General features: G+C 69.6%; 23 protein-coding genes. 12 read left to right on the top strand and 11 right to left on the bottom strand.

The annotated features are described in order from the left end of the window. Positions 1–41: 41 nt before the first annotated feature. Positions 42–923, bottom strand: a complete 882-nt coding sequence (locus DL991_RS17030; RefSeq protein WP_125785299.1) for an RNA polymerase sigma-70 factor — start codon at positions 921–923, stop codon at positions 42–44. A 170-nt stretch (positions 924–1,093) separates the two neighbouring features. On the opposite strand from DL991_RS17030, the gene DL991_RS17025 reads away from it, so the two are divergent. Beyond that, positions 1,094–1,579: a carboxymuconolactone decarboxylase family protein gene (locus tag DL991_RS17025; RefSeq protein ID WP_125785298.1), complete on the top strand. Its 486-nt coding sequence runs from the start codon at positions 1,094–1,096 to the stop codon at positions 1,577–1,579. 51 nt (positions 1,580–1,630) lie between these two features. Here the strand turns inward: DL991_RS17025 and DL991_RS17020 are convergent, their stop codons facing one another. The 4 genes from DL991_RS17020 to rimO all read right to left on the bottom strand — a co-directional run bounded on the left by DL991_RS17020 (position 1,631) and on the right by rimO (position 4,726). Beyond that, on the bottom strand, positions 1,631–2,080 hold the full coding sequence (locus DL991_RS17020) for a helix-turn-helix domain-containing protein (protein ID WP_199746542.1): 450 nt from the start codon (positions 2,078–2,080) through the stop codon (positions 1,631–1,633). Positions 2,081–2,181: 101 nt separating this feature from the next. Further along, complete coding sequence (locus DL991_RS17015; RefSeq protein ID WP_125785296.1) at positions 2,182–2,643, bottom strand: CinA family protein; 462 nt, start codon at positions 2,641–2,643, stop codon at positions 2,182–2,184. Then, positions 2,640–3,281: a CDP-diacylglycerol--glycerol-3-phosphate 3-phosphatidyltransferase gene (gene pgsA, locus DL991_RS17010; protein WP_125785295.1), complete on the bottom strand. Its 642-nt coding sequence runs from the start codon at positions 3,279–3,281 to the stop codon at positions 2,640–2,642. Before pgsA ends, DL991_RS17015 begins: the two co-directional genes overlap by 4 nt. After that, entirely contained in the window at positions 3,278–4,726 is a 1,449-nt protein-coding gene (rimO, locus tag DL991_RS17005) for a 30S ribosomal protein S12 methylthiotransferase RimO (RefSeq protein ID WP_125785294.1), read from the bottom strand. Before rimO ends, pgsA begins: the two co-directional genes overlap by 4 nt. A gap of 88 nt (positions 4,727–4,814) precedes the next feature. Here rimO and DL991_RS17000 point away from each other — a divergent pair, with 88 nt between their 5' ends. Then, on the top strand, positions 4,815–5,342 hold the full coding sequence (locus DL991_RS17000; protein WP_199753985.1) for an amino-acid N-acetyltransferase: 528 nt from the start codon (positions 4,815–4,817) through the stop codon (positions 5,340–5,342). 13 nt (positions 5,343–5,355) lie between these two features. On the opposite strand, the gene DL991_RS16995 is transcribed toward DL991_RS17000, so the two are convergent. Further along, positions 5,356–5,889, bottom strand: a complete 534-nt coding sequence (locus DL991_RS16995; RefSeq protein WP_125785292.1) for an ABATE domain-containing protein — start codon at positions 5,887–5,889, stop codon at positions 5,356–5,358. 58 nt (positions 5,890–5,947) lie between these two features. Between DL991_RS16995 and DL991_RS16990 the strand changes: the two genes are divergently transcribed. Then, positions 5,948–6,796 carry an alpha/beta fold hydrolase gene (locus tag DL991_RS16990; protein WP_125785291.1) on the top strand — a complete coding sequence of 283 codons (849 nt, stop codon included), beginning with the start codon at positions 5,948–5,950 and terminating at the stop codon, positions 6,794–6,796. Between the two features lie 10 nt (positions 6,797–6,806). Next, positions 6,807–7,448, top strand: coding sequence for a nitroreductase family protein (locus tag DL991_RS16985; protein WP_125785290.1), 642 nt, complete (start codon positions 6,807–6,809; stop codon positions 7,446–7,448). A 24-nt stretch (positions 7,449–7,472) separates the two neighbouring features. On the opposite strand, the gene DL991_RS16980 is transcribed toward DL991_RS16985, so the two are convergent. Beyond that, a complete protein-coding gene (locus DL991_RS16980) occupies positions 7,473–7,937 on the bottom strand; it encodes a hypothetical protein (protein WP_125785289.1) in 465 nt (154 codons plus the stop codon). A 114-nt stretch (positions 7,938–8,051) separates the two neighbouring features. Continuing rightward, the gene (locus DL991_RS16975) at positions 8,052–10,379 is read right to left on the bottom strand and encodes a DNA translocase FtsK (protein WP_233598880.1); all 2,328 of its coding nucleotides are present in this window, start codon (positions 10,377–10,379) and stop codon (positions 8,052–8,054) included. A 299-nt stretch (positions 10,380–10,678) separates the two neighbouring features. Here DL991_RS16975 and DL991_RS16970 point away from each other — a divergent pair, with 299 nt between their 5' ends. From DL991_RS16970 to DL991_RS16945, 6 genes are all read left to right on the top strand, one after another. Then, positions 10,679–11,488 (top strand): 1-acyl-sn-glycerol-3-phosphate acyltransferase, encoded by an 810-nt coding sequence (locus tag DL991_RS16970; protein WP_199753983.1) that lies wholly within the window; start codon positions 10,679–10,681, stop codon positions 11,486–11,488. A gap of 48 nt (positions 11,489–11,536) precedes the next feature. Then, entirely contained in the window at positions 11,537–12,151 is a 615-nt protein-coding gene (gene wrbA / locus DL991_RS16965; RefSeq protein WP_125785286.1) for an NAD(P)H:quinone oxidoreductase, read from the top strand. A 70-nt stretch (positions 12,152–12,221) separates the two neighbouring features. Then, positions 12,222–12,512 (top strand): hypothetical protein, encoded by a 291-nt coding sequence (locus DL991_RS16960; RefSeq protein WP_125785285.1) that lies wholly within the window; start codon positions 12,222–12,224, stop codon positions 12,510–12,512. Beyond that, positions 12,512–14,044 (top strand): alpha/beta hydrolase, encoded by a 1,533-nt coding sequence (locus tag DL991_RS16955; RefSeq protein ID WP_125785284.1) that lies wholly within the window; start codon positions 12,512–12,514, stop codon positions 14,042–14,044. Before DL991_RS16960 ends, DL991_RS16955 begins: the two co-directional genes overlap by 1 nt. Before the next feature lie 71 nt (positions 14,045–14,115). Further along, on the top strand, positions 14,116–14,664 hold the full coding sequence (locus DL991_RS42950) for an SPOR domain-containing protein (protein ID WP_199753981.1): 549 nt from the start codon (positions 14,116–14,118) through the stop codon (positions 14,662–14,664). A gap of 297 nt (positions 14,665–14,961) precedes the next feature. Continuing rightward, positions 14,962–15,933, top strand: a complete 972-nt coding sequence (locus tag DL991_RS16945; RefSeq protein ID WP_125785283.1) for a DMT family transporter — start codon at positions 14,962–14,964, stop codon at positions 15,931–15,933. Here DL991_RS16945 and DL991_RS16940 read toward each other — a convergent pair. Then, positions 15,910–16,500, bottom strand: a complete 591-nt coding sequence (locus DL991_RS16940) for a DUF305 domain-containing protein (protein ID WP_125785282.1) — start codon at positions 16,498–16,500, stop codon at positions 15,910–15,912. The two genes, DL991_RS16945 and DL991_RS16940, sit on opposite strands and share 24 nt — an antisense overlap. Before the next feature lie 152 nt (positions 16,501–16,652). Between DL991_RS16940 and DL991_RS16935 the strand changes: the two genes are divergently transcribed. Further along, the gene (locus DL991_RS16935; protein WP_125785281.1) at positions 16,653–18,062 is read left to right on the top strand and encodes an amino acid permease; all 1,410 of its coding nucleotides are present in this window, start codon (positions 16,653–16,655) and stop codon (positions 18,060–18,062) included. Here the strand turns inward: DL991_RS16935 and DL991_RS16930 are convergent. After that, positions 17,992–19,548: a VWA domain-containing protein gene (locus DL991_RS16930; RefSeq protein WP_125785280.1), complete on the bottom strand. Its 1,557-nt coding sequence runs from the start codon at positions 19,546–19,548 to the stop codon at positions 17,992–17,994. The genes DL991_RS16935 and DL991_RS16930 overlap by 71 nt on opposite strands. 170 nt (positions 19,549–19,718) lie before the next feature. Here DL991_RS16930 and DL991_RS43760 point away from each other — a divergent pair, with 170 nt between their 5' ends. Continuing rightward, entirely contained in the window at positions 19,719–19,841 is a 123-nt protein-coding gene (locus tag DL991_RS43760) for a hypothetical protein (RefSeq protein WP_255433278.1), read from the top strand. Positions 19,842–20,008: 167 nt separating this feature from the next. On the opposite strand, the gene DL991_RS16925 is transcribed toward DL991_RS43760, so the two are convergent. Continuing rightward, positions 20,009–21,697 carry a ribonuclease J gene (locus DL991_RS16925; protein ID WP_370306685.1) on the bottom strand — a complete coding sequence of 563 codons (1,689 nt, stop codon included), beginning with the start codon at positions 21,695–21,697 and terminating at the stop codon, positions 20,009–20,011. Between the last annotated feature and the right edge of the window lie 4 nt (positions 21,698–21,701).

The raw sequence follows: 21,701 nt of genomic DNA, 5'->3' as shown, positions 1-21,701 counted from the left end.
CGGGTTCACCGTCCGGTGACCGTGGGTGAAAACGGCCGGAGTCAGCGGCGCAAAGCGGTCTCCTGTTCCATGCGTGACAACTTTTCGGGGTTCCGTACCGCGTAGAGCCCGGTGATGAGGCCGTCGTCGACGCGCAGCGCGAGGACGGTGTCGACCTCGTCTCCGAGCCGGAGGATCAGCGCGGGATGCCCGTTGACCTGCGCCGTCCGCATCGTCGCCGCGTCGTCGCGGACCGGGCGGCTCGCGGCAAGCAGCGGCGCGACCATGGCCGCGCCCACGACGGGTTCGAGCACCGCCTGCACCACGCCGCCCCCGTCGCCGAGGAAGACGACGTCCGGTGAGAGGACGTCGAGCAGTCCTTGCAGGTCACCTGTCCGGACCGCGCGGTGGAACGCGTCGAGCACGTCGCGGGTCTCACCGGGGGACGCGGCACCTCGCGGTCGCCGCGCGGCGACGTGCGCCCGGGCCCGGTGGGCGATCTGGTGGACCGCGGCCGGGGTCTTGCCGACGGCTTCGGCGATCTCGCCGTAGGCCACGTCGAACACCTCACGCAGCACGAACACCGCGCGTTCGGTCGGCGTGAGGGTCTCCAGCACCAGCAACATCGCCATCGAGACGCTGTCGGCCAGTTCGACGTCTTCGGCCACGTCGGGGGTGGTGAGCAGCGGTTCGGGCAGCCAAGGGCCGACGTAGGACTCCTTGCGGCGGCCGAGCGTGCGCAGCCTGCCGAGCGCCTGCCGGGTGGTGATGCGGACCAGATAGGCCCGCGGGTTCTCCACGGTGCCGAGATCGACGCCCGACCAGCGCAGCCAGGTCTCCTGGAGGACGTCTTCGGCGTCGGCGGCCGAGCCGAGCATCTCGTAGGCGACGGTGAACAGCAGGTTCCGGTGGGCGACGAACGCCTCCGTCGCGGTGTCGGACATGGATGGCTCCTGTTCTCGGCGACGGTGTCTCCACCAGACGCCGCGCCCCCTCGATTTCTGACACGTCGATTGCGTGGCGCACGTCACGTTCCGATGCTGTCAGGGCCGGCGGGCTCCCGGCATCTGGTGGTCGTCCGGTTCAGCCAACGACCACCGATGAGGACGAGATCATGGATTCCCGTTTCGATCTGAACAGCAACGAGCTCGGCGCGAAGATCGGCAAGCGCTTCGCAGGAGTCAGTGTGGCCATCAAGGGGTCGACGCTGCCCAAGGTCACCCAGGAGCTGGTGTCGCTGCGGGCCAGCCAGCTCAACGGCTGCGGATTCTGCGTCGACGCCCACGCCAAGGACCTGGCGGCCGCCGGCGAACCCGCGGTCCGCGTCAACCTGGTCGCCGCCTGGCGCGAATCCACGGTGTTCACCGAGGCCGAGCAGGCCGCGCTGGCGCTCGCGGAGGAAGGCAGCCGGATCGTCGACGCGCACCAGGGCGTCTCCGACGAGACCTGGGCCCAGGTGCGGAAGCACTACGACGACGATCAGACCGCCGCGCTGGTCTACCTGGTCGCGATGATCAACGCCGCCAACCGGCTGCTCGTCATCACGCACACCAAGGGCGGCTCGTACCAGGCCGGCACGTTCGACGGCGTCGCGAACTGACGGGAAAGGCCCCAGGCGGACTGCCTGGGGCCTTTCCCGTTCACAACCTTGCTAGGCGGCGACCATCTTCGGTGCGGAGATGGTCGTCCGCAGGGCGGGGCTCATCCGCGGCGGGGGCGAGATCCGCAGATCGGCCAGGTCGTTGCCGATCAGCTCGGACACCAGGCGGCCGCCTTCGAGCTCGCCCGCTTCGGTCTTCTCCCGCTCCGGAACGCGTCGCTTTCCGGCCTCGACCTTCTCGTCCACCGGAGCGACCTCGACGTTGTCCATCGCCGAGACGTCCGCCGCGACCTTGTGCAGGAGTTCGCCCAGCGGAAGTTCCAGGGCCTCGCAAATGGACGCCAGCAGCTCGCTGGACGCCTCCTTCTGCCCACGCTCGACCTCGGACAGGTATCCGAGGCTCACCCTGGCGGCGCGGGAGATGTCCCGCAGCGTTCGACGCTGGTTCGTGCGGGCGTGTCGGAGCCGGTCGCCGATCGCCTCGCGCAACAGCACGGTCATCACGCGCCTCCCTTCCAGGACTGACTACCCCCTACGTTACCCAGAGCGGTGCCCCGGGCGCAGGTGTTGACACGGCAATACGCCAAGGGCGAACGCGGCGATCATGCGAGATGTTCCCCCAGCAGGGCGAACGCGCCCTCGATCGCACCGGCCCTGACCGAGGCTCGATCACCGCTCAAGTCCAGCGTACGGACGGTGAGCACGTCCGGGCCCGCGAGCCCGACATGGACGGTGCCGGGTGCCACACCGTCCTGTCCGTCCGGACCCGCGACGCCGGTGAGGCCGAGGCCCCAGGTGGCGCCGCACCGGTCTTTCGCGCCGACGGCCAGTTGCACCGCGACCTCGGGATGCACGGCGCCATGCGCGGCGAGGAGGCCTTCGTCGACGCCGGCCAGCGTCGCCTTGAGATCGGTCGCGTAGACGATCAGGCCGCCGCGGACGGCGGCGCTCGATCCGGGGATCTCGGTCAGCGTCGCGCACACCAGACCGGCCGTCAGCGACTCCGCCGTCGCCACCGTCTCCCCGCGCTCGATCAGGTGAGTGATCAAGGTCTCAGGTTTCATGCGCCCGCGGCACGCCGTCCCGCCGCGCGCAGCCGCACCGCGCGCACGACGTAGTCGAGCCCGGTCACGACGGTCAGCACGAGCGCGAGGCCCATCAGCACCCAGCGCACCGGCTCTGCCGACGCGGGCAGGGGCAGCAGGTACGCGGTGATGGCCGCGACCTGCGCGAGCGTTTTGGCCTTGCCGCCGCGGCTGGCCGGGATGACACCGTGCCGGATCACCCAGAACCGCAGCAGCGTCACCCCGATCTCGCGGATCGCGATGACGATGGTGACCCACCAGCCCAGTTCGCCGAGCACGCTCAGCCCGATCAGCGCGGCGCCGATCAGCGCCTTGTCCGCGATCGGGTCGGCGATCTTGCCGAAGTCGGTGATCAGCCCGTACTTGCGCGCCACCCAGCCGTCGACCTGGTCGGTGAACGACGCGATCGCGAACAGCGCGGTGGCGATCGCGCGCCAGAAGGTGTCCACCCCGTCGCCGGTGAACAGCGCCAGCACGAACAGCGGCACCAGCACCAGCCGCGACATCGTGAGCAGGTTCGCCAGATTCAGGGTCGGGACCGGGGTGGCCTCGGGAACCCGGGCGTGTTCACCGCCCGTCCCCTCACCGGCCCCGGCGTCGCTCGGGGCGGCATTCACCGGTCGGCCTCGGGCGGTGCGGGCCGCACGATCAGGTCGACACCTTCGGAGTCGACGACCTCGCAGCGCACGAAGTCACCCACCGCCAGCGCGGGCAGGTCGTCCGTCTCGATCAGGACGCATTCGCCGTCGACCTCGGGGGCCTGGTGCGCGGCGCGGCCGATGGGGTCCTCGCCGTCCTCGGCCTGCTCGATGAGGACGTCGACGAAGTCACCGATCCGGTCTTCGGCCCGCTGCGAGGTCAGTTCCTCGACCAGCGCGGAGATCCGCGCGACCCGCTCGGTCACCACGGACTCGTCGAGTTTGCCGTCGAAGGTCTCGGCCTCGGTGCCGTCCTCGTCCGAGTACCCGAAGACGCCCACCGCGTCCAGCCGCGCGCCGTTCAGGAAGCGCTCCAGCTCGGCGAGGTCCTCCTCGGTCTCGCCGGGGAACCCGACGATGACGTTGGTGCGAATGCCGGCGTTGGGCGAGTACTCACGGATCTGGTCGCACAGCGCGAGGAAGGAGTCCGTGGAGCCGAAGCGGCGCATGCGGCGCAGCACGGTCTCGCTGGAGTGCTGGAAGGAGAGGTCGAAGTAGTCGGCGACGCCCGGCGTGGTCGCGATGGCCTTGACCAGGCCGGGGCGCGTCTCGGCGGGCTGCAGGTACGAGACGCGGACGCGTTCGATCCCGGGCACCGCGGCCAGACGCGGGACCAGCAGTTCCAGCGCGCGGGCGCCGTCACGGCCGAAGTCCTTGCCGTAGGAGGTCGAGTTCTCCGAGACGAGGAAGACCTCCTTGACGCCGTTCTCCGCGAGCCACATCGCCTCGGCGACGATCTCGTCCGGCTGCCGCGACACGAAGGAGCCGCGGAACGACGGGATCGCGCAGAACGAGCAGCGCCGGTCGCAGCCGGACGCGATCTTCAGCGCGGCCACCGGGGAGGTGTCGAGCCGGGTCCGCAGCACTCGCGGGCCCCAGCCGTGCTGCGCGTGCCCCGGCACCTCGACCGACTCGGCGGCGTCCGGGCGCTGGACCGGGCTGATCGGCAGCAGCTTGCGGCGGTCGGAGGGGGTGTGGGACTCGATCTTGCGACCGGCCACGACGTCGTCGAGGCGTTCGGAGAGGTCTGCGTAGTGGTCGAAGCCCAGGACCGCGTCGGCCTCCGGCAGGTTCTCGGCCAGCTCGTTGCCGTAACGCTCGGCCATGCAGCCGACGGCGACGACCTTCTTGCCGGTGTCGGACGCGGCGAGCAGCGTGTCGACCGAGTCCTTCTTGGCGGACTCGACGAAGCCGCAGGTGTTGACGACCACGACGTCGGAGTCCTCGGGCTCGGCGGCGAGCTCCCAGCCGCCCGCCGCCAGCCGTCCGGCGAGTTCCTCGGAATCGACCTCGTTGCGGGCGCAACCGAGGGTCAGCAAGGACACGCGGCGGGTGGCGACAGGATCAGTGGTGGGAGAAGGCACGTGCCTTAGGGTAGCTGGCCTGTTCGCGGGGTCGGCGATCGCTCGCTCGGGCGAGCCCTCGACCGGGGGATGCCTCGCGGATGGCTTAATGGTGGACGTGCCCTCAGACCCTCTCCTTCGCCGCCATCCGACCGTCCGCCGGGCGCGGATCGCGGACGTCCGCAAGATCAAGGCGCTGGTCGACTCCGACGCGGGGACGGTGCTGCTGGAGAAGGAACTCGTCACCCTCTACGAGAGCGTCCAGGAGTTCTGGGTGGTCGAGGACGGTGACGACGTGCTCGGCTGCGGCGCGCTCCACGTGCTGTGGGAGGACATCGCCGAGCTGCGCACCATCGCCGTCGACAAGGCCTCCCGTGGTCGCGGCATCGGGCACGCGCTGGTGGAGCAGCTGATCGGCTTCGCCCGCGAGATCGGGCTGAAGCGGCTGTTCGTGCTGACCTTCGAGACCCACTTCTTCGCAGGCCACGGCTTCGTCGAGATCGACGGCACTCCGGTGACCCAGGAGGTCTACGAGGAGATGCGGCGTTCGGCCGACCCGGGCGTCGCGGAGTTCCTCGACCTGCCGTACGTGAAGCCCAACACCTTGGGCAACAGCCGGATGCTGCTGGAGTTGTAGCTTCAGGGCGCTTTCAGCCCTTCTTGGCGTGCCGGGCCACCCGGACGCGGTTGCCGCACAGCGACGGCGTGCACCAGACACGCCTCCTGTTGGCCGCCACGAACAGCATCGAACAGTCATATGCGCCGCATCGCCGCAGCTGGGCGGCTCGCGGACCGGACACGAGGTCGATCGCGGCCACCGCGACGGCGGCGAGCGCGATCTCGCCGCCGTCCTCGCCGTGCCAGGACGTCTTCGCTCCCTCGGCGGTCAGCCGCGGGCTGGTGGGAACGGCGGCCGCGGCCGCGTTGACCCGCTCGACCGCCCATGCCTCGGGCGCCCGCGCGGCCACGGTCGCCTCCAGCACCTCACGCACCGCTGACCGCAGCCGCCTCGTCTGCGCGGCCGACGGCGGCCGGGCGCCTTCGGGCAGCAGGGGCGCTTGCCTCGACCAGAACCTCTCGTGGCCGTCGTCGAGCAGATCGACCGACGGCGAGACGGCCAGCATCACGGTGTCGGCGAGGTTCACCGCGAGATCGTCACCGGGGAGCGTGTCGAGATCGAGCATGCCTTGACACTATCAGGTACTAATGGTTCAAGACAGTTCTAACCATTAGGGAGTGTTCATGACGACCATCCGGCACCGCTCGGTCAAACTCGGCGACGTCGAGGTCTTCTATCGCGAGGCCGGTGCCCCCGACGCACCCGTTTTGCTGCTGCTGCACGGCTTCCCGACGTCGTCGCACCAGTTCGTGCGGCTGATGCGCCGTCTCGCCGGCCGGTGGCGGCTCATCGCGCCGGACCTGCCCGGATTCGGGCAGACGGTCACGCCCGAGGGCTTCACGTTCACCTTCGACCGGCTCGCCGAGGTGGTCGGCGACTTCGTGGACGCGCTGGAACTGCGCGGATACGCGCTCTACGTCTTCGACTTCGGTGCCCCGGTAGGGCTGCGGCTGGCCGTCTCGCGGCCGTCCGAGGTCACGGCGCTGATCACGCAGAACGGCAACGCCTACGTCGAAGGGCTCGGCCCGGCGATGCCGGACTTCGCTTCCCTGACGGACGAGACCGAGGCGCGGCGCGGGTTCGCGGAGATCCTCCAGCCGGAACCCATCAAGTGGCAGTACACCGAGGGCGCCCGCGCTCCGGAGACGATCGATCCTTCGAACCACCTGCTGGACCAGTACTTCCTCGACCGTCCCGGCCGCGTGGAGGCGATGCAGGACCTGCTTTGGGACTACCGGAACAACCCGCCCGTGTACCCGAAGTTCCAGGCGTGGCTACGGGAAGCGCAGCCGCCCGTACTCGCCGTCTGGGGCCGCAACGACCTGTTCTTCGTCCCTGCGGGAGCCGAAGCGTTCCGGAATGATGTTCCTTCGACGGAGGTTCACTTCTTCGACACCGGGCACTTCGCGCTGGAGGAGGACGTCGAACCGATCAGCGAGCTGGTCGACCGCTTCCTGGCGGCGCACCACTGAAAGGCGGGACATGGACACCTCGGTCACCGACCATCTGCTCAGCACGACGCGAGCGGTCCGCCGCAAGCTCGACCTGGACCGGCCGGTGGAACCCGAGGTGCTCGAAGAGTGCCTGCGGCTCGCGTTGCAGGCACCCACGCCGGGGAACCAGCAGGCGTGGCGATGGCTCGTCGTACGGGATCAGGAAGTGAAGGACCGGCTGTCCGCACTGTTCCGGCGGGTCGGGAAGGCGTACCTGGAGGCGAACGCCGCGGCGCTGGGCGAGGCGATCACGGAACCTTCCGTGGCGCGGGCGTTCGCCTCGGGACAGCACCTGATCGACGTGATCGACCGGGTGCCGGTGTTCGTCATCCCGTGCCTGACCGGCAGGCCGGCCGGTGACAACGCGACCGACGCCGCGTTCTACGGCGGGATCTTCCCGGCGGTGTGGAACTTCCAGCTGGCGCTGCGCTCACGCGGCCTCGGCTCGACGCTCACGACGTATCACCTGACGCACGAAGCGGAGGCAGCCGAAATCCTCGGCATCCCGGCCGACGTCACGCAGGTCGGTCTGCTGCCGGTCGCCTACACGACGGTGCCGGACTTCAAACCCGCGTCGCGCGTGCCGCTGTCCGAAGTGGCGTACCTCGACGGCTGGGGGAACCCGCTCTGAGCGAGGCCGTGCCCGCTCGGTCGGTCAAGCCTTGGACACCCGCAGGGTGACCTGGTCGCCCCCCGAACTCACGGCGACCAGGTCCACCCGGCAGGCGGCGAACTCGACGGACTGCCGGCCACCCCGCCCGGTGGAGGCGACTTCCGCCGTCGTCCGCTCACCGCGTCCCGGTTCGGCCAAGGCCAGCTCGATCACGGCCTCCCCTTCCCAGACGCAGACCATGCCCGCGGCGCAGCGGGAATCGGACACCAGACGAGCGAACCGGATGCTGACGTCCTTCGACGCGACCTCGGTCGTGTCACCGGCGTTGAGGACGACGGTCTCCCCCAGCTCAACGGCACCCTTGGCAGGCTGGGGCCGCTGGACCGGCGCGGGCTGGACCATCGTGGGCTGGGTCGCGGCGGGTTGTTCGCGCGCGGCGGAGCTGCCCGCTCCGCAGGCGAGGCCGACCAGGGCGCAGAGGACGACGAGCAGCTTCTTGGGGTCCACGTGTTCTGGACGTAGCGGAGGCTCCGGTCCGTTGCATCGGTTTCAAAAGCCTCGTGAGTTGGAGCCAAGGGGTGCTTAGGTACCTACGTGGTTCCAACTGCGGTTGGTGCCAGCTCAGTCGTCGGAGACGTCGCCGCCTCCTCCGTCCCCGCCACCGCGGATCATGAACAGGACCGACTCCAGCTCCTCCGGCTTGATCAGCACGTCCCGCGCCTTCGAGCCCTCCGAAGGGCCGACGACGCCGCGGCTTTCCAGCAGGTCCATCAGCCGTCCGGCCTTGGCGAAGCCGACGCGCAGCTTCCGTTGCAGCATCGACGTCGAGCCGAACTGCGAGGTGACGATCAGCTCGGCGGCCTGCAGCAGGACGTCGAGGTCGTCGCCGATATCGGAGTCGATTTCCTTCTTCTCGCCGGCCTTCGCGGCGGTGACGCCGTCCTGGTAGTCCGGCTGCGCCTGCTCCTTGGCGAAGTTCACCACCGCGGAGATCTCTTCGTCGCCGACGAAGGCGCCCTGGATGCGGACCGGTTTCCCGGCGCCCATCGGCAGGTACAGCGCGTCACCCATACCGATGAGCTTCTCCGCGCCCGGCTGGTCGAGGATGACCCGCGAGTCGGTGAGCGAGGAGGTCGCGAACGCCAGCCGCGACGGCACGTTGGTCTTGATCAGGCCGGTCACGACGTCGACCGACGGGCGCTGGGTCGCCAGCACCAGGTGGATACCGGCGGCACGCGCCTTCTGGGTGATCCGGACGATCGCGTCCTCGACGTCGCGCGGAGCGGTCATCATCAGGTCGGCGAGCTCGTCGACGATCGCCATGATGTACGGGTACGGCTGGTAGACGCGCTCACTGCCGGGCGGCGCGGTGATCTCGCCCGAGCGCACCTTCTTGTTGTAGTCGTCGATGTGCCGGACCTTGTTGACCTGCATGTCCTGATACCGCTGCTCCATCTCCTCCACCAGCCAGGCCAGCGCCGCGGCGGCCTTCTTCGGCTGGGTGATGATGGGCGTGATCAGGTGCGGGATGCCCTCGTACGGGGTCAGCTCGACCATCTTCGGGTCGATCAGGATCATCCGGCATTCGTCCGGCGTCGCCCGCGCGAGCAGCGACACCAGCATCGAGTTCACGAAGCTCGACTTACCGGAACCGGTGGACCCCGCCACCAGCAGGTGCGGCATCTTCGTCAGGTTCGCGGTGACGAAATGGCCCTCGATGTCCTTGCCGAGCCCGATGACCATCGGGTGGTTGTCCTTGACCGTCGACGGCGCGCGCAGCACGTCACCGAGACGCACCATCTCGCGGTCGGAGTTCGGCACCTCGATGCCGACCGCGGATTTGCCGGGGATCGGCGCCAGCAGCCGGACGTTGTCGGTCGCCACCGCGTAGGCGATGTTCTTGGTCAGCGCGGTGATCTTCTCGACCTTCACGCCAGGGCCGAGTTCGACCTCGTACCGGGTGACCGTCGGGCCCCGCGTGAAGCCGGTGACCTGCGCGTCGACGTTGAACTGCTCCAGCACGCCGGTGATCGCCTCGATCATGGCGTCGTTGGCCTTGCTGCGGGACTTCGGCGCGTCGCCGAGCTTCAGCAGATCCGGCGGCGGGAGCTTGTAGTCGCCTTCGACGGTCCTCGTGACCGCCAGCGGCGCCTCGGCCTTCTTCGGCTTCTTCTCTTCGACGGGCTTGGGGGTGGGCTTCGGCGGTCGCAGTGGCGTCGGCGCTTCGGCCAGCGCGGCCTCGATGTCGAGCTGCTCGCCCTCGTGGTCGGCCGTTGCCTGGCGGCGGCGCGACGGCTTCCGCAAGCGGACCGACTTCGGGTCGGCTTCGGTGACGGCGTCGCGTTCGTCGTGGATAGCCTTGCGCTCGGCCTCAGCCTCTTCGATCTCTTCGGGGTCGAGACCCCAGTTCCGCAGCCGGTGCGGAATCTCCCGGACCGGGGTCCCGGTGAACACGAGCGTGCCGAACAGCAGCGCCAGCACCAGCAGCGGCACGGCGACCCAGGTGGTGACGCCCATGGTCAGCAGGCCACCGGAGAATGCGCCGATCACCCCGCCGGCGTACATCCGGCCGTCGTTGGTCTCGGGCAGCGCGGTGAAGATGTGCAGCAGGCCGAGTACCGACAGGATGACCAGCAGCGTGCCGATCACCATCCGCGGCCGGGCCTCCGGCATCGGTTCCGACCGCATCAGCGCGACGGCGACGACGGTGAGCACCAGCGGGAGCGTCACGGCTCCGGCGCCCAGCAGCGAGCGCGTGCCGACCTCCACCCAGCCACCGATCGGGCCCGCGGCCCGCCACCAGACGCCGAACGCGATCACCAGCGCCAGCGCGATCAGGCCCAGCGCGAGGCCGTCCCGACGGTGTTCCGGTTCGAGTTCACGGCCGCGGCCGACCGTCCGCGCCAGGGTGCCGAGACCCTTCGCGAGCAGGTTCCAGGTGCCGCGCACGCCCTTGGCGAACGTGCCGGACGACTTCTTCCGCGGTGCCGGACGCCGTGGAGCGGGCTTCCTCGCAGCCGTTGACCTGGGCTTCGCCGGGGTACGCGGCTTTCGCGCCGGCCCCTTGCTGCCGCCGCTTCGCGCCGTACTCCGTTTCCTGGTCGTCGACCCGCTAGCCATGTCTCCACGGTAGCCGCCTCGCCCCTCCAGCCCCGGCTGCCACTCGGAGCACATCGGAGAACATTCGTCTCAGGTCACAGCTTGAGCGGCCATCCGGGTGAAAAGCGGTTCATGACATGCTCTGCCCCATGTTCGCGCTGCATCAGGATGAAAATTCGGCTCGCCGCGCCCCGGCCATCTGGCGCACGATGCTGAACATCGACCGGGGGCTGGTCAACTTCGTCGGCAAACTCACCGTGACCGGCGGTGTTCCGGCCGAACTGCGCCGCAGGCCCTTGCTCATGACGGCCAACCACATCGGCGTGTTCGACGCGTTCGTGCTGATGGCCGCCTGCAAACGGATCGGCATCAACCCGCGGTTCATGCTGGCGGGCGGCATCCTCGACGCGCCGGTCATCGGCCCCGCGCTGCGGGTCAGCGGCCACCTGCGGGTCGACCGCAAACAGGCTTCGACGGCCATCGGCCAGTTCGCCGAAGCCACCGAAGCGCTGCGCACCACCCGCGACCCGTTGATCGTCTATCCCGAGGGCCGGATCAGTCACGATCCCGGCCTGTGGCCGGAGCGCGGCAAGACCGGCGCGGCGCGGCTCGCGCTGGCCGCCGGGGTGCCGGTGATCCCGATCAGCCAGTGGGGCGCGCACGAAGCCGTGTACTGGGGGACGGAGACCGTCAACGGTCCCGCCGACCTGGTGCCACTCGCCAAGTCCGGGCTGAGCGCGCCCATGCGGCGGCCGCGGTTCAAGGTGCATTTCGGCGAGCCGGTGGACCTGTCGGAGGTCGAGCCGGAACGGCCGGGTGCCGGGGTCCGCGCGCACGCGAAGATCATGCAGGCGATCACCGACGGCCTGGTCCCGCTGCGCCGCGACGAACTCGACAAGCCGCGCTTCCACGACCCGACGCGGCCGACCGACACCGTCAGTCCCTGGAAGAAGTACTGAGTTCCGGATCCTGAGACGGGTGCCCGCGTTCGCCTAGGGTCGGCGGACGTGAGCACCCGCATCCTCGTCGTCTACTACAGCGCGACCGGAAACACCGCGAAACTCGCCACGGCGCTGGCCGACGGTGCCCGCGAGGCCGAAGCCGACGTCCGCGTCCGCACGGTTCCCGAAACCGCCCCGCCCGGTGCGGTGGCGAGCAATCCGCGCTGGCAGGCGTGGGTGGACGCGGGGCCGCACCACGAGACGGCGACCCTGGAAGACCTGGAATGGGCCGACGGTTTCGCGGCCGGGAGCCCGACCCGGTTCGGCGGCCCCGCCGCCCAGCTGAAGTCCTTTTTGGACAGCACCGGCGGCCTGTGGGCCAAGGGAAAGCTGGTGAACAAGGTCGCGACGTCGTTCACCACCGCGTCCACCGCGCACGGCGGGCTCGAATCGACCGTGCTGGCGACCAACAACATCTTCTACCACTGGGGCGCCATCGTCCTGCCGCTCGGCTACACCGATCCGCGACTGCTCGAATCGGGCAATCCGTACGGCGGGTCGTTCGTCTCGCGCAAGTCCGCCGAACCCGACGACCTCGCCCTGGACGCCCTCCGTCTCCAGGGGCGGCGCCTCGCCACCGTTTCGGGTTACATCGCCGACGGTCTTTTCAAGGACGGGTGAAGGGAACCGCGCGCCCGTCCGCCGCGTCGTAGTGTGGTCACACAGCGTCACGCTACGGGGAGGAAGCGGGATGACCGGCGGCTACGAGGTGGTCCTGGAATCGATCGGCGCGGCATCAAACGCGGCGAAACGCGCTTCGGATGACGTCGGGAAGGTGAACCTCGCGGCCACGCTCACCGATGTCGCGACGGGTTTGCCGGGTGGCGTATCCGGTGAAGCGGCCCGGCTGCTCGCGGACTCCTGGGGCCGCGCGGTGCCCGGCTGGGCCGAGAACACCGCCGACTACTCCGCACGACTCGACGCGGCGGCCGTCCGCTACCGCTCCAACGAGCTGGCGGCGTCACGGGAACTTCGCGTCTGATGCTCACCTGGGGTGACGTGCGCCGGTGGGATCCGGCCTCGATCGGCCGCGTGGCCGACGCGCTCAACGACGGCTGCACCCGCATGATCGCCGCGAGCGACGACGTCGGAGCAATGGCTCGCTTCACGGGCTGGACCGGCGAGGCGGCCACCTCCGCGTCGATCCGGAGCGAATCGCTGACCTCGACCCTGGAGCGGCTCGTCGCCGAGGCGTCCGCGGTCCGGCGGGGTGCCCACGAGGTGCAGATCGCGCTGGACCGGATCGTCGCGTTCGTGCGGGAGACCGACGAACTGGCGCACCGGAACGGCCTGGTCATCGGTCTCGGCGGCGAGATCTCCGTCGGCGTCGCGCGGGCCGACCAGTCTCGCGTGATGGCGGAACTGGCCGACCGGATCGAACAGGGCCTGCGCCGCGCGGCGGACGTCGACGCCGATTTCGCCGCGATCCTGGGCCGCGCCCTTCGTGGCGAGATCACCGAACAGGGTGGCGGCACCCTCGCCCAAGCGGCGGACGCCGGGGCCGCGCAAAGCGGCCTGTCGATCATCGGGCCGCCGGAGAACGGCTCCCCCGGCGACAACAAGGCCTGGTGGGCGAGCCTGTCGGATACGGCGAAGGTCGCGCTGCTGCAAGGAAATCCGGGACTCGTCGGCAATCTCGACGGTATCCCGGCGGCCGACCGCGACGCCGCCAACCGTGCTGTCCTCGCCCGCGAGATCGCACGGCTCCAAGGCGATCCCAAACTCAAGGGCCTGGAAGCCATCGAACGGCGGCTGGCCCAGTCGGAGCCGCAGGCGTTCCTGCTGGGGCTGGACACCAGCGGCGACGGGAAGGCGATCGTTTCCGCGGGGAATCCCGACACCGCGGCGAATGTGGCGACCTACGTGCCGGGGACCGGTTCGGAACTGGCGAAGATCGGCGGCGATCTCAACCGGTCCGACAAGATGTGGGCCGCGGCGACCACCTCGGGTTCGCCGTCGACCGCGGTGATCACCTGGCTCGGCTACGACGCGCCGAACGAGATCACCGACGCCGCGAGCGCCAAATACGCCGACGGCGGCAAGGCGGCCCTCGCCGGATTCCAGGACGGGCTACGGGAAACACACCAAGGACCGCCTTCGCACAACACGGTGCTGGGCCACAGCTACGGCACCACCGTCGTCGGGCACGCGGCGGTCGACGGCGGCCTCGCCGCGGACGAACTCGTCTTCGTGGCGAGCCCCGGCGTCGGCGCGCACGACGTCAGCGAACTACACCTCGACGGGGTGAACCAGGACGAGATCGGCGAGCACGTGCACGCGACCGTGGCCGAACACGACATGATCAACCTGGCCAACGTCGAGATCGCCGGCTACGACCCGATCCTCGGCCAGGACCCGACCGACACGGACTTCGGCGGGCAGGTGTTCACGTCGGCGCCGGGCACGGACGGGTGGGGCGGGTACAGCACGGAGGCGCACAGCGAATACTGGGAAGACAACAACCCGTCGTTGAACAATCTCGGCCAGATCATCGCCGGGAAGCCGACGACGTGAACCGGGCCTTCACAGTCATCCTCGCCTCGCTGATGTTCACGGCGGCTTGTTCCCCTGGAGGTGGGGACCACATGGAATCGACGATCACCGAACAGCAGGCTCGCGACAAGGTCGAGCAGTACATCCAAGGCGCGCTGTCTGCGTTGCCCGCCTCTGCCGAACTGAAGCCGTTCACGCGGAATCGTTCGGAGTGCACAGATCCGACCGACAAGGGCCCACTGGGCCGGTTCGAGATCTCCGCGACTTACGAGATCGTCGGCCTGGACTCCGCGCGGTTTCCCGAACACTTCACGGCGATCACCCAGTGGTGGGAAGCGCACGCCTTCAAGATTCTGACCGACTCCCGGCCAACAGATCAGTATGTCTTCGCACGTAACACCGGCGATGCCTTCGACATGTCGATCAAGGCGAACGACCTCGGCAAGTTCTACGTCGGGGCGACCTCCCCCTGCGTCTGGCCGAACGGCACGCCCGAACCCCAAGCCGTCGAAGCCACCGAACCCGAGCAGCCGGTCGCCGCTCCCGCGGAACCGGAGCCGGTCCGCAAACCGCGCCGCGCTCCCGTCGACGACGAGGACTTCGCCCAGACCAACTGGACCGACGGCGGCGCCTCTTTCTGACCTCCGCTCGCCCTGAAGTACATGGAGGCCCCCTTCCTTGCGCTAGGCGCAAGGAAGGGGGCCTTCATGTACTCGGCGCGGTGTGGCGGTCGCGTTCCCTCGGCTGAGCCGAGCGAAGGGGGACAGCACGCGCGGCCACTGTGACCGCACGCACGGGGCGATCATCGAGTCCGTGAAGGCCTCCTTGCGGGACTCTGGGTCCCTCAAGGAGGCCTTCACGGACAGCCGTCTCACGGCCGGGCCCAGCCGCTGGGAAAACGGGTCGCCTCGCCGTCACCCGGCCTCTACCCTCCGGCCGTGACCGCCGAACTCGCCGCCGCCCCCGCCCAGCATGTCGCGCATCGCGGCCGGGGCATCACGCTCATCCTGCTCGCCGCGGTCTTCTTCGGGACGTCGGGCGTGCTGGGCAAACCGGCGATGCAGGCGGGGTTGTCGCCGGAGCAGGTCGCGGCGATCCGCATCGGGCTGTCGGCGATCGTGCTGCTCGGACTGGTCGCCGTCTTCCGGCCGAAGCTCCTCAAAGTGACGAAGCGCGAGTGGCCGCTGCTGCTGGCGTACGGCTCGCTGGGCGTGGCGGGCGTTCAGCTCATGTACTTCCTCGCGGCAGGCCGGATCCCGGTCGGGATCGCGATTTTGCTCGAGTTCACCTCACCGGTGCTGATCGCGCTGTGGGTGCGGTTCGTGCGGCGGGTGCGGTTGCCGAGGGCGATGTGGGCGGGGATCGCGCTGGCGATGACGGGGCTCGTGCTGGTCGCGCAGGTCTGGGAGGGGCTGAGCCTGGACGTCGTCGGGTTGCTCGCCGGGCTGGGCGCGGCCGTCTGTTCGGCGGGTTACTTCCTGCTCGGGGAGCGGGGCGTCGCGGACCGCGATCCGCTCGGCATGGTCACCTGGGGGATGACGATCGGCGCGGTCCTGGTGTGCGCGGTCGCGCCGCCGTGGACGATTCCGTGGGGCGTGCTCGACGCCCCGGCGTCGTTCGGGCCGTGGGAGCCGCCGGTGTGGTCGCTGCTGATCGCGTTGGTGCTGATCGCGACCGTCCTCGCCTACGCGACGGGCATGGCGGCGCTGCGTCATCTCCCGGCGTCGGTGGCGAGCGTCGTAGGGCTGGTGGAGCCGCTGATCGCCGCCACCGCGGCCTGGCTGCTGCTGGGCGAGGCGCTCAGCTGGATCCAAGCCGCGGGCGCGGTCGTGCTGCTGACCGGCGCGTACATCGTCCAGCTGAATTCGAACGTGGTCCAGACGGACTCAACCCTGCTGGAGGCCTCGTAGGTCGCTGATCTCCTGCTGCTGCGAACGCGAAGTCGTCGCGGCGAGGTCGCGGGCGTCGGGGTTGCGGCCGTGCTGGGTTTCGGCTTCGGCGATGCGGACGCCCGCCTCGCGCTGGCGGATCAGGCGGGCGGCGAACTGACGGTCGAAGTCCTTTCCGGACAGTCCCGCCAGTTCCGCCATGTCGCCGGGGCCGATGTACCCGTCGCGCTGGATGTGTTCGAGGTTCGGGTCGTCGGGCGCGGGCTGGCCCCACGCCTCGATGAGCCCGGAAAGCCGCGCGATCTCCGGCTCGTGCGTGTCGATGACGCGCTTGGCGAGCGCCTTCAGCTGGTCGTTCCCCGCGCGGGTTTCCGCCAGTGAAGCCAGGTCCACGCCCTGCTGGTGGTGCGCGAGCGCCTGCCGCGCGAACGCGACATCGGCGTCGTTGAACGGAACGGCGGCCTGTTGCGCCATCGGTGAAGACCCGGGAGGCGCCGTCTGCGACTGAGGTGCCTCGTCCGAGCAGCCCGCGAGCGCGACGGCGGCCATGGCGACGGCGGGCAGGAACCGGAGGACGGCGTGCGACATCGAAGAGCTCCTCGGAACGCGCGGTGGAGGTGCCTAGGTTGGCAGAGTCCGCATCGGCCTGTTCACCGGGGGTTGCGCAAACACTTTTCCTCTCGTGCTCATGGTGCGACAATCCCGCGATCCACCGCCACTCCGACAGGAGGTAACCGCGAATGGGCGCAGAAACCACGACCGAGCGGCCGGGATTGCGCCCGGACCTACGGCAACGCCACGTCCGGATGATCGCGCTCGGCGGCATCATCGGCGCGAGCCTGTTCATCGGCAGCGGCGCGGTCATCCACACCGTCGGCCCGGCGGCCGTCCTCTCCTACGCCATCGGCGGCCTGATCGTCGTGCTGGTGATGCGGATGCTGGGCGAGATGGCGACCGCCGCGCCGTCCCAGGGTTCCTTCATGGAATACGCGCGGACTTCGCTCGGCGGCTGGGCGGGTTTCACCGTCGGCTGGCTGTACTGGTACTTCTGGGTCGGCGTGGTCGCGTTCGAGGCCGTCGCCGGGGCGAAGATCCTGCAAACCTGGATTCCCGTTGTGCCGCAATGGATCTTCTCGCTCGTCCTGATGCTCCTGCTGACCGCGACCAATCTCGCCTCGGCCAGGTCGTTCGGGGAGACGGAGTTCTGGCTCGCGTCGGTCAAGATCGCCACGATCGTGGTGTTCCTCGTGGTGGGCGCCCTGTTCGTGCTCGGCCTCTGGCCCGGCGGTTCGTTCTCGGTCGGCAACATCGCGCAGGACGGCTTCTTCGCCAACGGCGGGTTCTCGGTGGTCCACGGCGTGGTGATCGTGATCTTCTCCTATTTCGGCGCGGAGATCGTCACCATCGCCGCCGCCGAATCGCGGGAGCCCGAAACGGCCGTGCGCAAGGCGACCTCGTCGATCGTCTGGCGGGTCATCGTGTTCTACGTCGGCTCCGTGACACTGCTGGTGATGATCACCGGTTGGCGGGACATCCCGACCACGACGAGCCCGTTCGCCGCCGCGTTCGGCCGGTTCGGCATCCCCGCCGCCGAGACCGTGGTCAGCGCGGTGGTGCTGACGGCCGTCCTGTCGGTGCTGAATTCGGGGCTGTACACCGCTTCCCGCATGTTGTTCGCGTTGCACGGCAACGGCTGGGCGCCGAAGTGGATCGCGGACACGAACCGGCGCGGCGTGCCGTGGAAGGCGATCCTGGTGTCCACTTCGGTCGGGTACGTGGCCGTGGTGATGAATTTCGTGTCACCGGACAAGATCTTCTACTTCATCATCAACTCCGCGGGCGCGGTCGCGCTGTTCGTCTACGCGATCATCGCGGGCTCGCAGCTCCGGATGCGGCGCCGTCTGGAGGCCGAGGCGCCGGAACGGCTGAAGCTGCGCATGTGGGGTTACCCGTGGCTGAGCTGGCTCACGCTGGCCGGGACGCTGTCCGTGGTCGCGTCGATGTTGTTCGTGGACGCGGACACGCGGGCCCAGCTGTACCTGAGCCTGATCAGCCTGGCGGTGATCCTCGGTGTCTACTTCATCCAGCGCCGGCGATCCGGCCGAGAGCACCGTAAAACACCTCTCCGATCTTCGCGGGATCACGGCTGAGGAAGGCCTGGCCGCCGACCGGGACGACGAGCTGCCCGAGTTCGGTCTCGTCGGCGTCCGGGCCGATCCCGAGGGCGATCAACGGTATCGGGCGCTCCCGGTCGTGCAGTTTTCCCAGCTCGGCCAGCAGGTTATCGCGGCCGATGCCGCCGGGGTCGGTATTGCGGCCGTCGGTCATCACGATGACCAGGTTCAGTTTCCCCGGCTCCCATTCCTCGCGTGCCAGCCGATAGATGTCGAGGACGCTGTCGTACAGGCCGGTCTGCCCGTCCGGCACGGCGCGGACGGCGCGCAGCCGGTCCACGGCGGCCAGCTGCTGTCCGACCGGCGCCATCGGCAGGATCTCCCGGTAGTCGCGTTCACCGTCCATTTTGGTCGCGAAGGTCAGGAAACGGATCTGTGACGCGGGTTTGAACAGCCGCAGGGCGTTCTCCGCCGCCTCCAGCGTGATCCGCAGCCGGGATTTGCCGGTTCCAGGGACCGGCGCGCTCATCGAACCGGAGACGTCGATCAACACCTGGACCCGGGCGGCCGCGTTCACTCCGGCCCACTGGCGGAGCGCTTCGTCGACATCTGCGGCCGCCGGGATCTCGGCGCTGCGCTGTCCCTGTGCCTCGACACGCTGATCGGTTTCCGCCAACCGCAACGCTTGCCCGCCAGGGGCACGCAGGTCGGACCGTGTGCCGGTCGCGGCACCGTGGAGCAGGGCGCGTTTCAGTTCCGCGACGGCTTTGCCCTGCTGCTGGGTCGCGCCCGCGATCTCGACGAACGGGTAGTCGAGCGCTGGGGCCGCGGCGGAGTACGCGGCCACCAGCGCGGTCTCGCCTTCGGAAAGCGCGGAGTTGTGCCGCAGCACCGCGTTCTCCGCCGCGGGGAACGCCGTCGGCGAAGCGCCGGCGGAGAACTTCCGGAGCAAGGCCACGTACGCGGCGGCCGGATCCGAGGCGTCCTTCGTGACATTGCGCAGTGCCAGGAGCGCCGAAACACCGACAGGGTCGCGCACGGGATCCGGCATCCCGGCGACCATTCCGGCGTGGCCGAGTACTTCCGGCCAGGTCAGCGGCTTGCGGGGCCAGCCGAGCTCTTTCGCGACCGGTTCGGCGACCGCGAGCACCACCGGCGAACTGGCCACCGACGGCCCGGAGAGGGGGACACCGTCGGCCCTCCTCAGGAACAGCGTCGAGGACGGGATCCAGGCCTGCGGCCGCGGCGCCGTCCCGGCCGGCTCGGCCGCCACCTGGAGGGAATCCCTGGCCTGGACGTCGAACGCGACGCAGGCGAGACCGAGGTCGCGGGCGGTCCGGGTGACGGCGGGGGCGATGTCGGGCGACGCGGCGACGACGACCCGCTCGGGCTCGCAACCCGGATCGGAACGCGCCAGGGCCACGGTCACCCAGGTGGCCGCGCCGAGCACGGCCATCAGCGCGAGCGCCAGTAGCGGGAGCAGTATCCGTCTTCGGGTCCGGGCGGTGGCGTGGCGTCCCATCGACTCTCCCGGCATGGGGCTCGAGGAGCGTCCGAGGGTACGCCGACCCCACCCTTAGGGGAAGGCTGCGACTTTCGGCGTAGGAGAAACCGTACCGAGGCGGGAGGTAGCCGGACACGGGTCGCGGAACACTTGCCCGGTAAGGAAAACACTCGAAATCGGGGGGATCCGTGACGAACCGGCCCACGCGCGCGGAACAGCGCAAAGCACGCAACGCCCTGTTCGGTCAGGCGATCACGATCGCCTTCGCTCTGCTGATGACGGCGGCCGTGAAGCGGTCTTCATCGGGATGAGCCACGCGTCGGTGAAGTCGGTGTCTCCGGTGAAGCACGCCCTGTCGAAATCTACGGAGGGCGAGCAGACCGCGCCGACGACGGGCAATCCGATCATCATGCGGCGATCATGCGAGAGAAGGCCCCTTCACTCGACTGAGTAAAGGGGCCTTCTCACGTGCTCACGGCTAAACGGGGATGACCGTCGGCACGATCATCGGACGGCGCCGGTAGGTGTCGGCGACCCAGCGGCCGACGACGCGGCGCACGGCCTGCGCGATGCGGTGGGTGTCGGTGATGCCCTCGGCCTCGGTCCTGGCGAGTTCCATCTCCACCATCGGGAGCACGGCGTCGAGCGCCTTCGGGTCGTCGGAGAAACCGCGCCCGGACACCGTCGGACGGGTCACCGCGCGGCCGGTGCTGGTGTCGACGGCGACGGTGATGGCGATGAAGCCGCCCTCGCCGAGCACGAGCCTGTCGGACAGCGTCGACTCGCCGACGTCGCCGACCGAGAGGCCGTCGACGTACACGTGCCCGACCTCGACGCGGCCGGTCCGCGTGGCCTTGCCGTCGACGAGGTCGACCACGACGCCGTCCTCGGCGATGACCACGTTCTCCGGCGCGACACCCGTGCGCACGGCCAGTTCACCGTTGGCGCGCAGGTGCTTCCACTCGCCGTGCACCGGCATGACGTTGCTGGGGCGCACCGCGTTGTACAGGTACAGCAGCTCGCCCGCCGACGCGTGCCCGGACACGTGCACCTTGGCGTTGCCCTGGTGCACGACGTTCGCGCCGAGCCGGGTGAGGCCGTTGACGACGCCGAAGACCGCGGTCTCGTTGCCCGGGATCATCGAGCTGGCCAGCACGACGGTGTCGCCGGCGCGGATCGAGATCTGCCGGTGCTCGCCGCGCGCCATCCGCGACAGCGCCGACAGCGGCTCGCCCTGCGAACCGGTCGACACGAACAGCACCTTGCTCTCGGGCAGGTCGCTGGCCTGGTCGAGGTTGACCAGCAGGCCGTCCGGCACGTTCAGCAGGCCGAGGTCGGCGGCGATCCCCATGTTCCGGACCATCGACCGGCCCACGAAGGCGACCCGGCGGCCGTGCCGGGTGGCGGCGTCGAGCACCTGCTGGACGCGGTGCACGTGGCTCGCGAAGCAGGCGACGATGACGCGCTGGTCGACCCTGCGGACGACGTCGTCGAGCACCGGGCCGATGTCGCGTTCCGGCATGACGAACCCGGGCACCTCGGCGTTGGTCGAGTCGACGCAGAACAGGTCCACGCCCTCGTCGCCGAGCCGGGAGAACCCGGCGAGGTCGGTCAGCCTGCCGTCGAGCGGGAGCTGGTCGAGCTTGATGTCACCGGTGTGCAGCACGACCCCCGCCGGCGTGCGGATGGCCACCGCGAGCGCGTCCGGGATCGAGTGGTTGACCGCGAAGAACTCGAGGTCGAACGCGCCGACCTTGCGGCGCTCGCCCTCGCGGACCTCGATCAGGTTCGGCCGCTGACGGTGCTCCTTGGCCTTGGCCGCGAGCAGCGCGTTCGTGAACCGGGAGCCGTAGATCTTCAGATCCGGGAAGAGCCGCAGCAGGAACGGGACGGCACCGATGTGGTCCTCGTGCCCGTGGGTGAGGACGAGGCCGTCGATGTCCTCGAGGCGGTCTTCGATCGCGCGGAAGTCGGGCAGGATCAGGTCGACGCCGGGCTGGTCGTCTTCGGGGAAGAGCACCCCGCAGTCGACGATCAGCAGACGGCCGCCGAACTCGAAGACGGTCATGTTGCGGCCGACTTCGCCGATCCCGCCGAGCGCCACGACGCGCAAGGCGCCTTCGGGCAGCGCCGGCGGCGGGGTGGTCGGTCCGGGTCCGGTTGACAATGAA

Origin of the sequence: Amycolatopsis sp. WAC 01375 (genome assembly GCF_003947325.1) — a bacterium.
Classification (GTDB): Bacteria; Actinomycetota; Actinomycetes; order Mycobacteriales; family Pseudonocardiaceae; genus Amycolatopsis.
This window is presented reverse-complemented; position numbering and strand designations above follow the sequence as displayed.

Excerpts from the sequence above, each read along its gene's own strand:
- DL991_RS17030 (WP_125785299.1), bottom strand. The coding sequence starts at position 923 with ATGTCCGACACCGCGACGGAGGCGTTCGTCGCCCACCGGAACCTGCTG.
- DL991_RS17025 (WP_125785298.1), top strand. The coding sequence starts at position 1,094 with ATGGATTCCCGTTTCGATCTGAACAGCAACGAGCTCGGCGCGAAGATC.
- DL991_RS17020 (WP_199746542.1), bottom strand. The coding sequence starts at position 2,080 with ATGACCGTGCTGTTGCGCGAGGCGATCGGCGACCGGCTCCGACACGCC.
- DL991_RS17015 (WP_125785296.1), bottom strand. The coding sequence starts at position 2,643 with ATGAAACCTGAGACCTTGATCACTCACCTGATCGAGCGCGGGGAGACG.
- DL991_RS17000 (WP_199753985.1), top strand. The coding sequence starts at position 4,815 with ATGGTGGACGTGCCCTCAGACCCTCTCCTTCGCCGCCATCCGACCGTC.
- DL991_RS16995 (WP_125785292.1), bottom strand. The coding sequence starts at position 5,889 with ATGCTCGATCTCGACACGCTCCCCGGTGACGATCTCGCGGTGAACCTC.
- DL991_RS16990 (WP_125785291.1), top strand. The coding sequence starts at position 5,948 with ATGACGACCATCCGGCACCGCTCGGTCAAACTCGGCGACGTCGAGGTC.
- DL991_RS16985 (WP_125785290.1), top strand. The coding sequence starts at position 6,807 with ATGGACACCTCGGTCACCGACCATCTGCTCAGCACGACGCGAGCGGTC.
- DL991_RS16970 (WP_199753983.1), top strand. The coding sequence starts at position 10,679 with ATGTTCGCGCTGCATCAGGATGAAAATTCGGCTCGCCGCGCCCCGGCC.
- DL991_RS16960 (WP_125785285.1), top strand. The coding sequence starts at position 12,222 with ATGACCGGCGGCTACGAGGTGGTCCTGGAATCGATCGGCGCGGCATCA.
- DL991_RS16955 (WP_125785284.1), top strand. The coding sequence starts at position 12,512 with ATGCTCACCTGGGGTGACGTGCGCCGGTGGGATCCGGCCTCGATCGGC.
- DL991_RS42950 (WP_199753981.1), top strand. The coding sequence starts at position 14,116 with ATGGAATCGACGATCACCGAACAGCAGGCTCGCGACAAGGTCGAGCAG.
- DL991_RS16940 (WP_125785282.1), bottom strand. The coding sequence starts at position 16,500 with ATGTCGCACGCCGTCCTCCGGTTCCTGCCCGCCGTCGCCATGGCCGCC.
- DL991_RS16935 (WP_125785281.1), top strand. The coding sequence starts at position 16,653 with ATGGGCGCAGAAACCACGACCGAGCGGCCGGGATTGCGCCCGGACCTA.
- DL991_RS16930 (WP_125785280.1), bottom strand. The coding sequence starts at position 19,548 with ATGGGACGCCACGCCACCGCCCGGACCCGAAGACGGATACTGCTCCCG.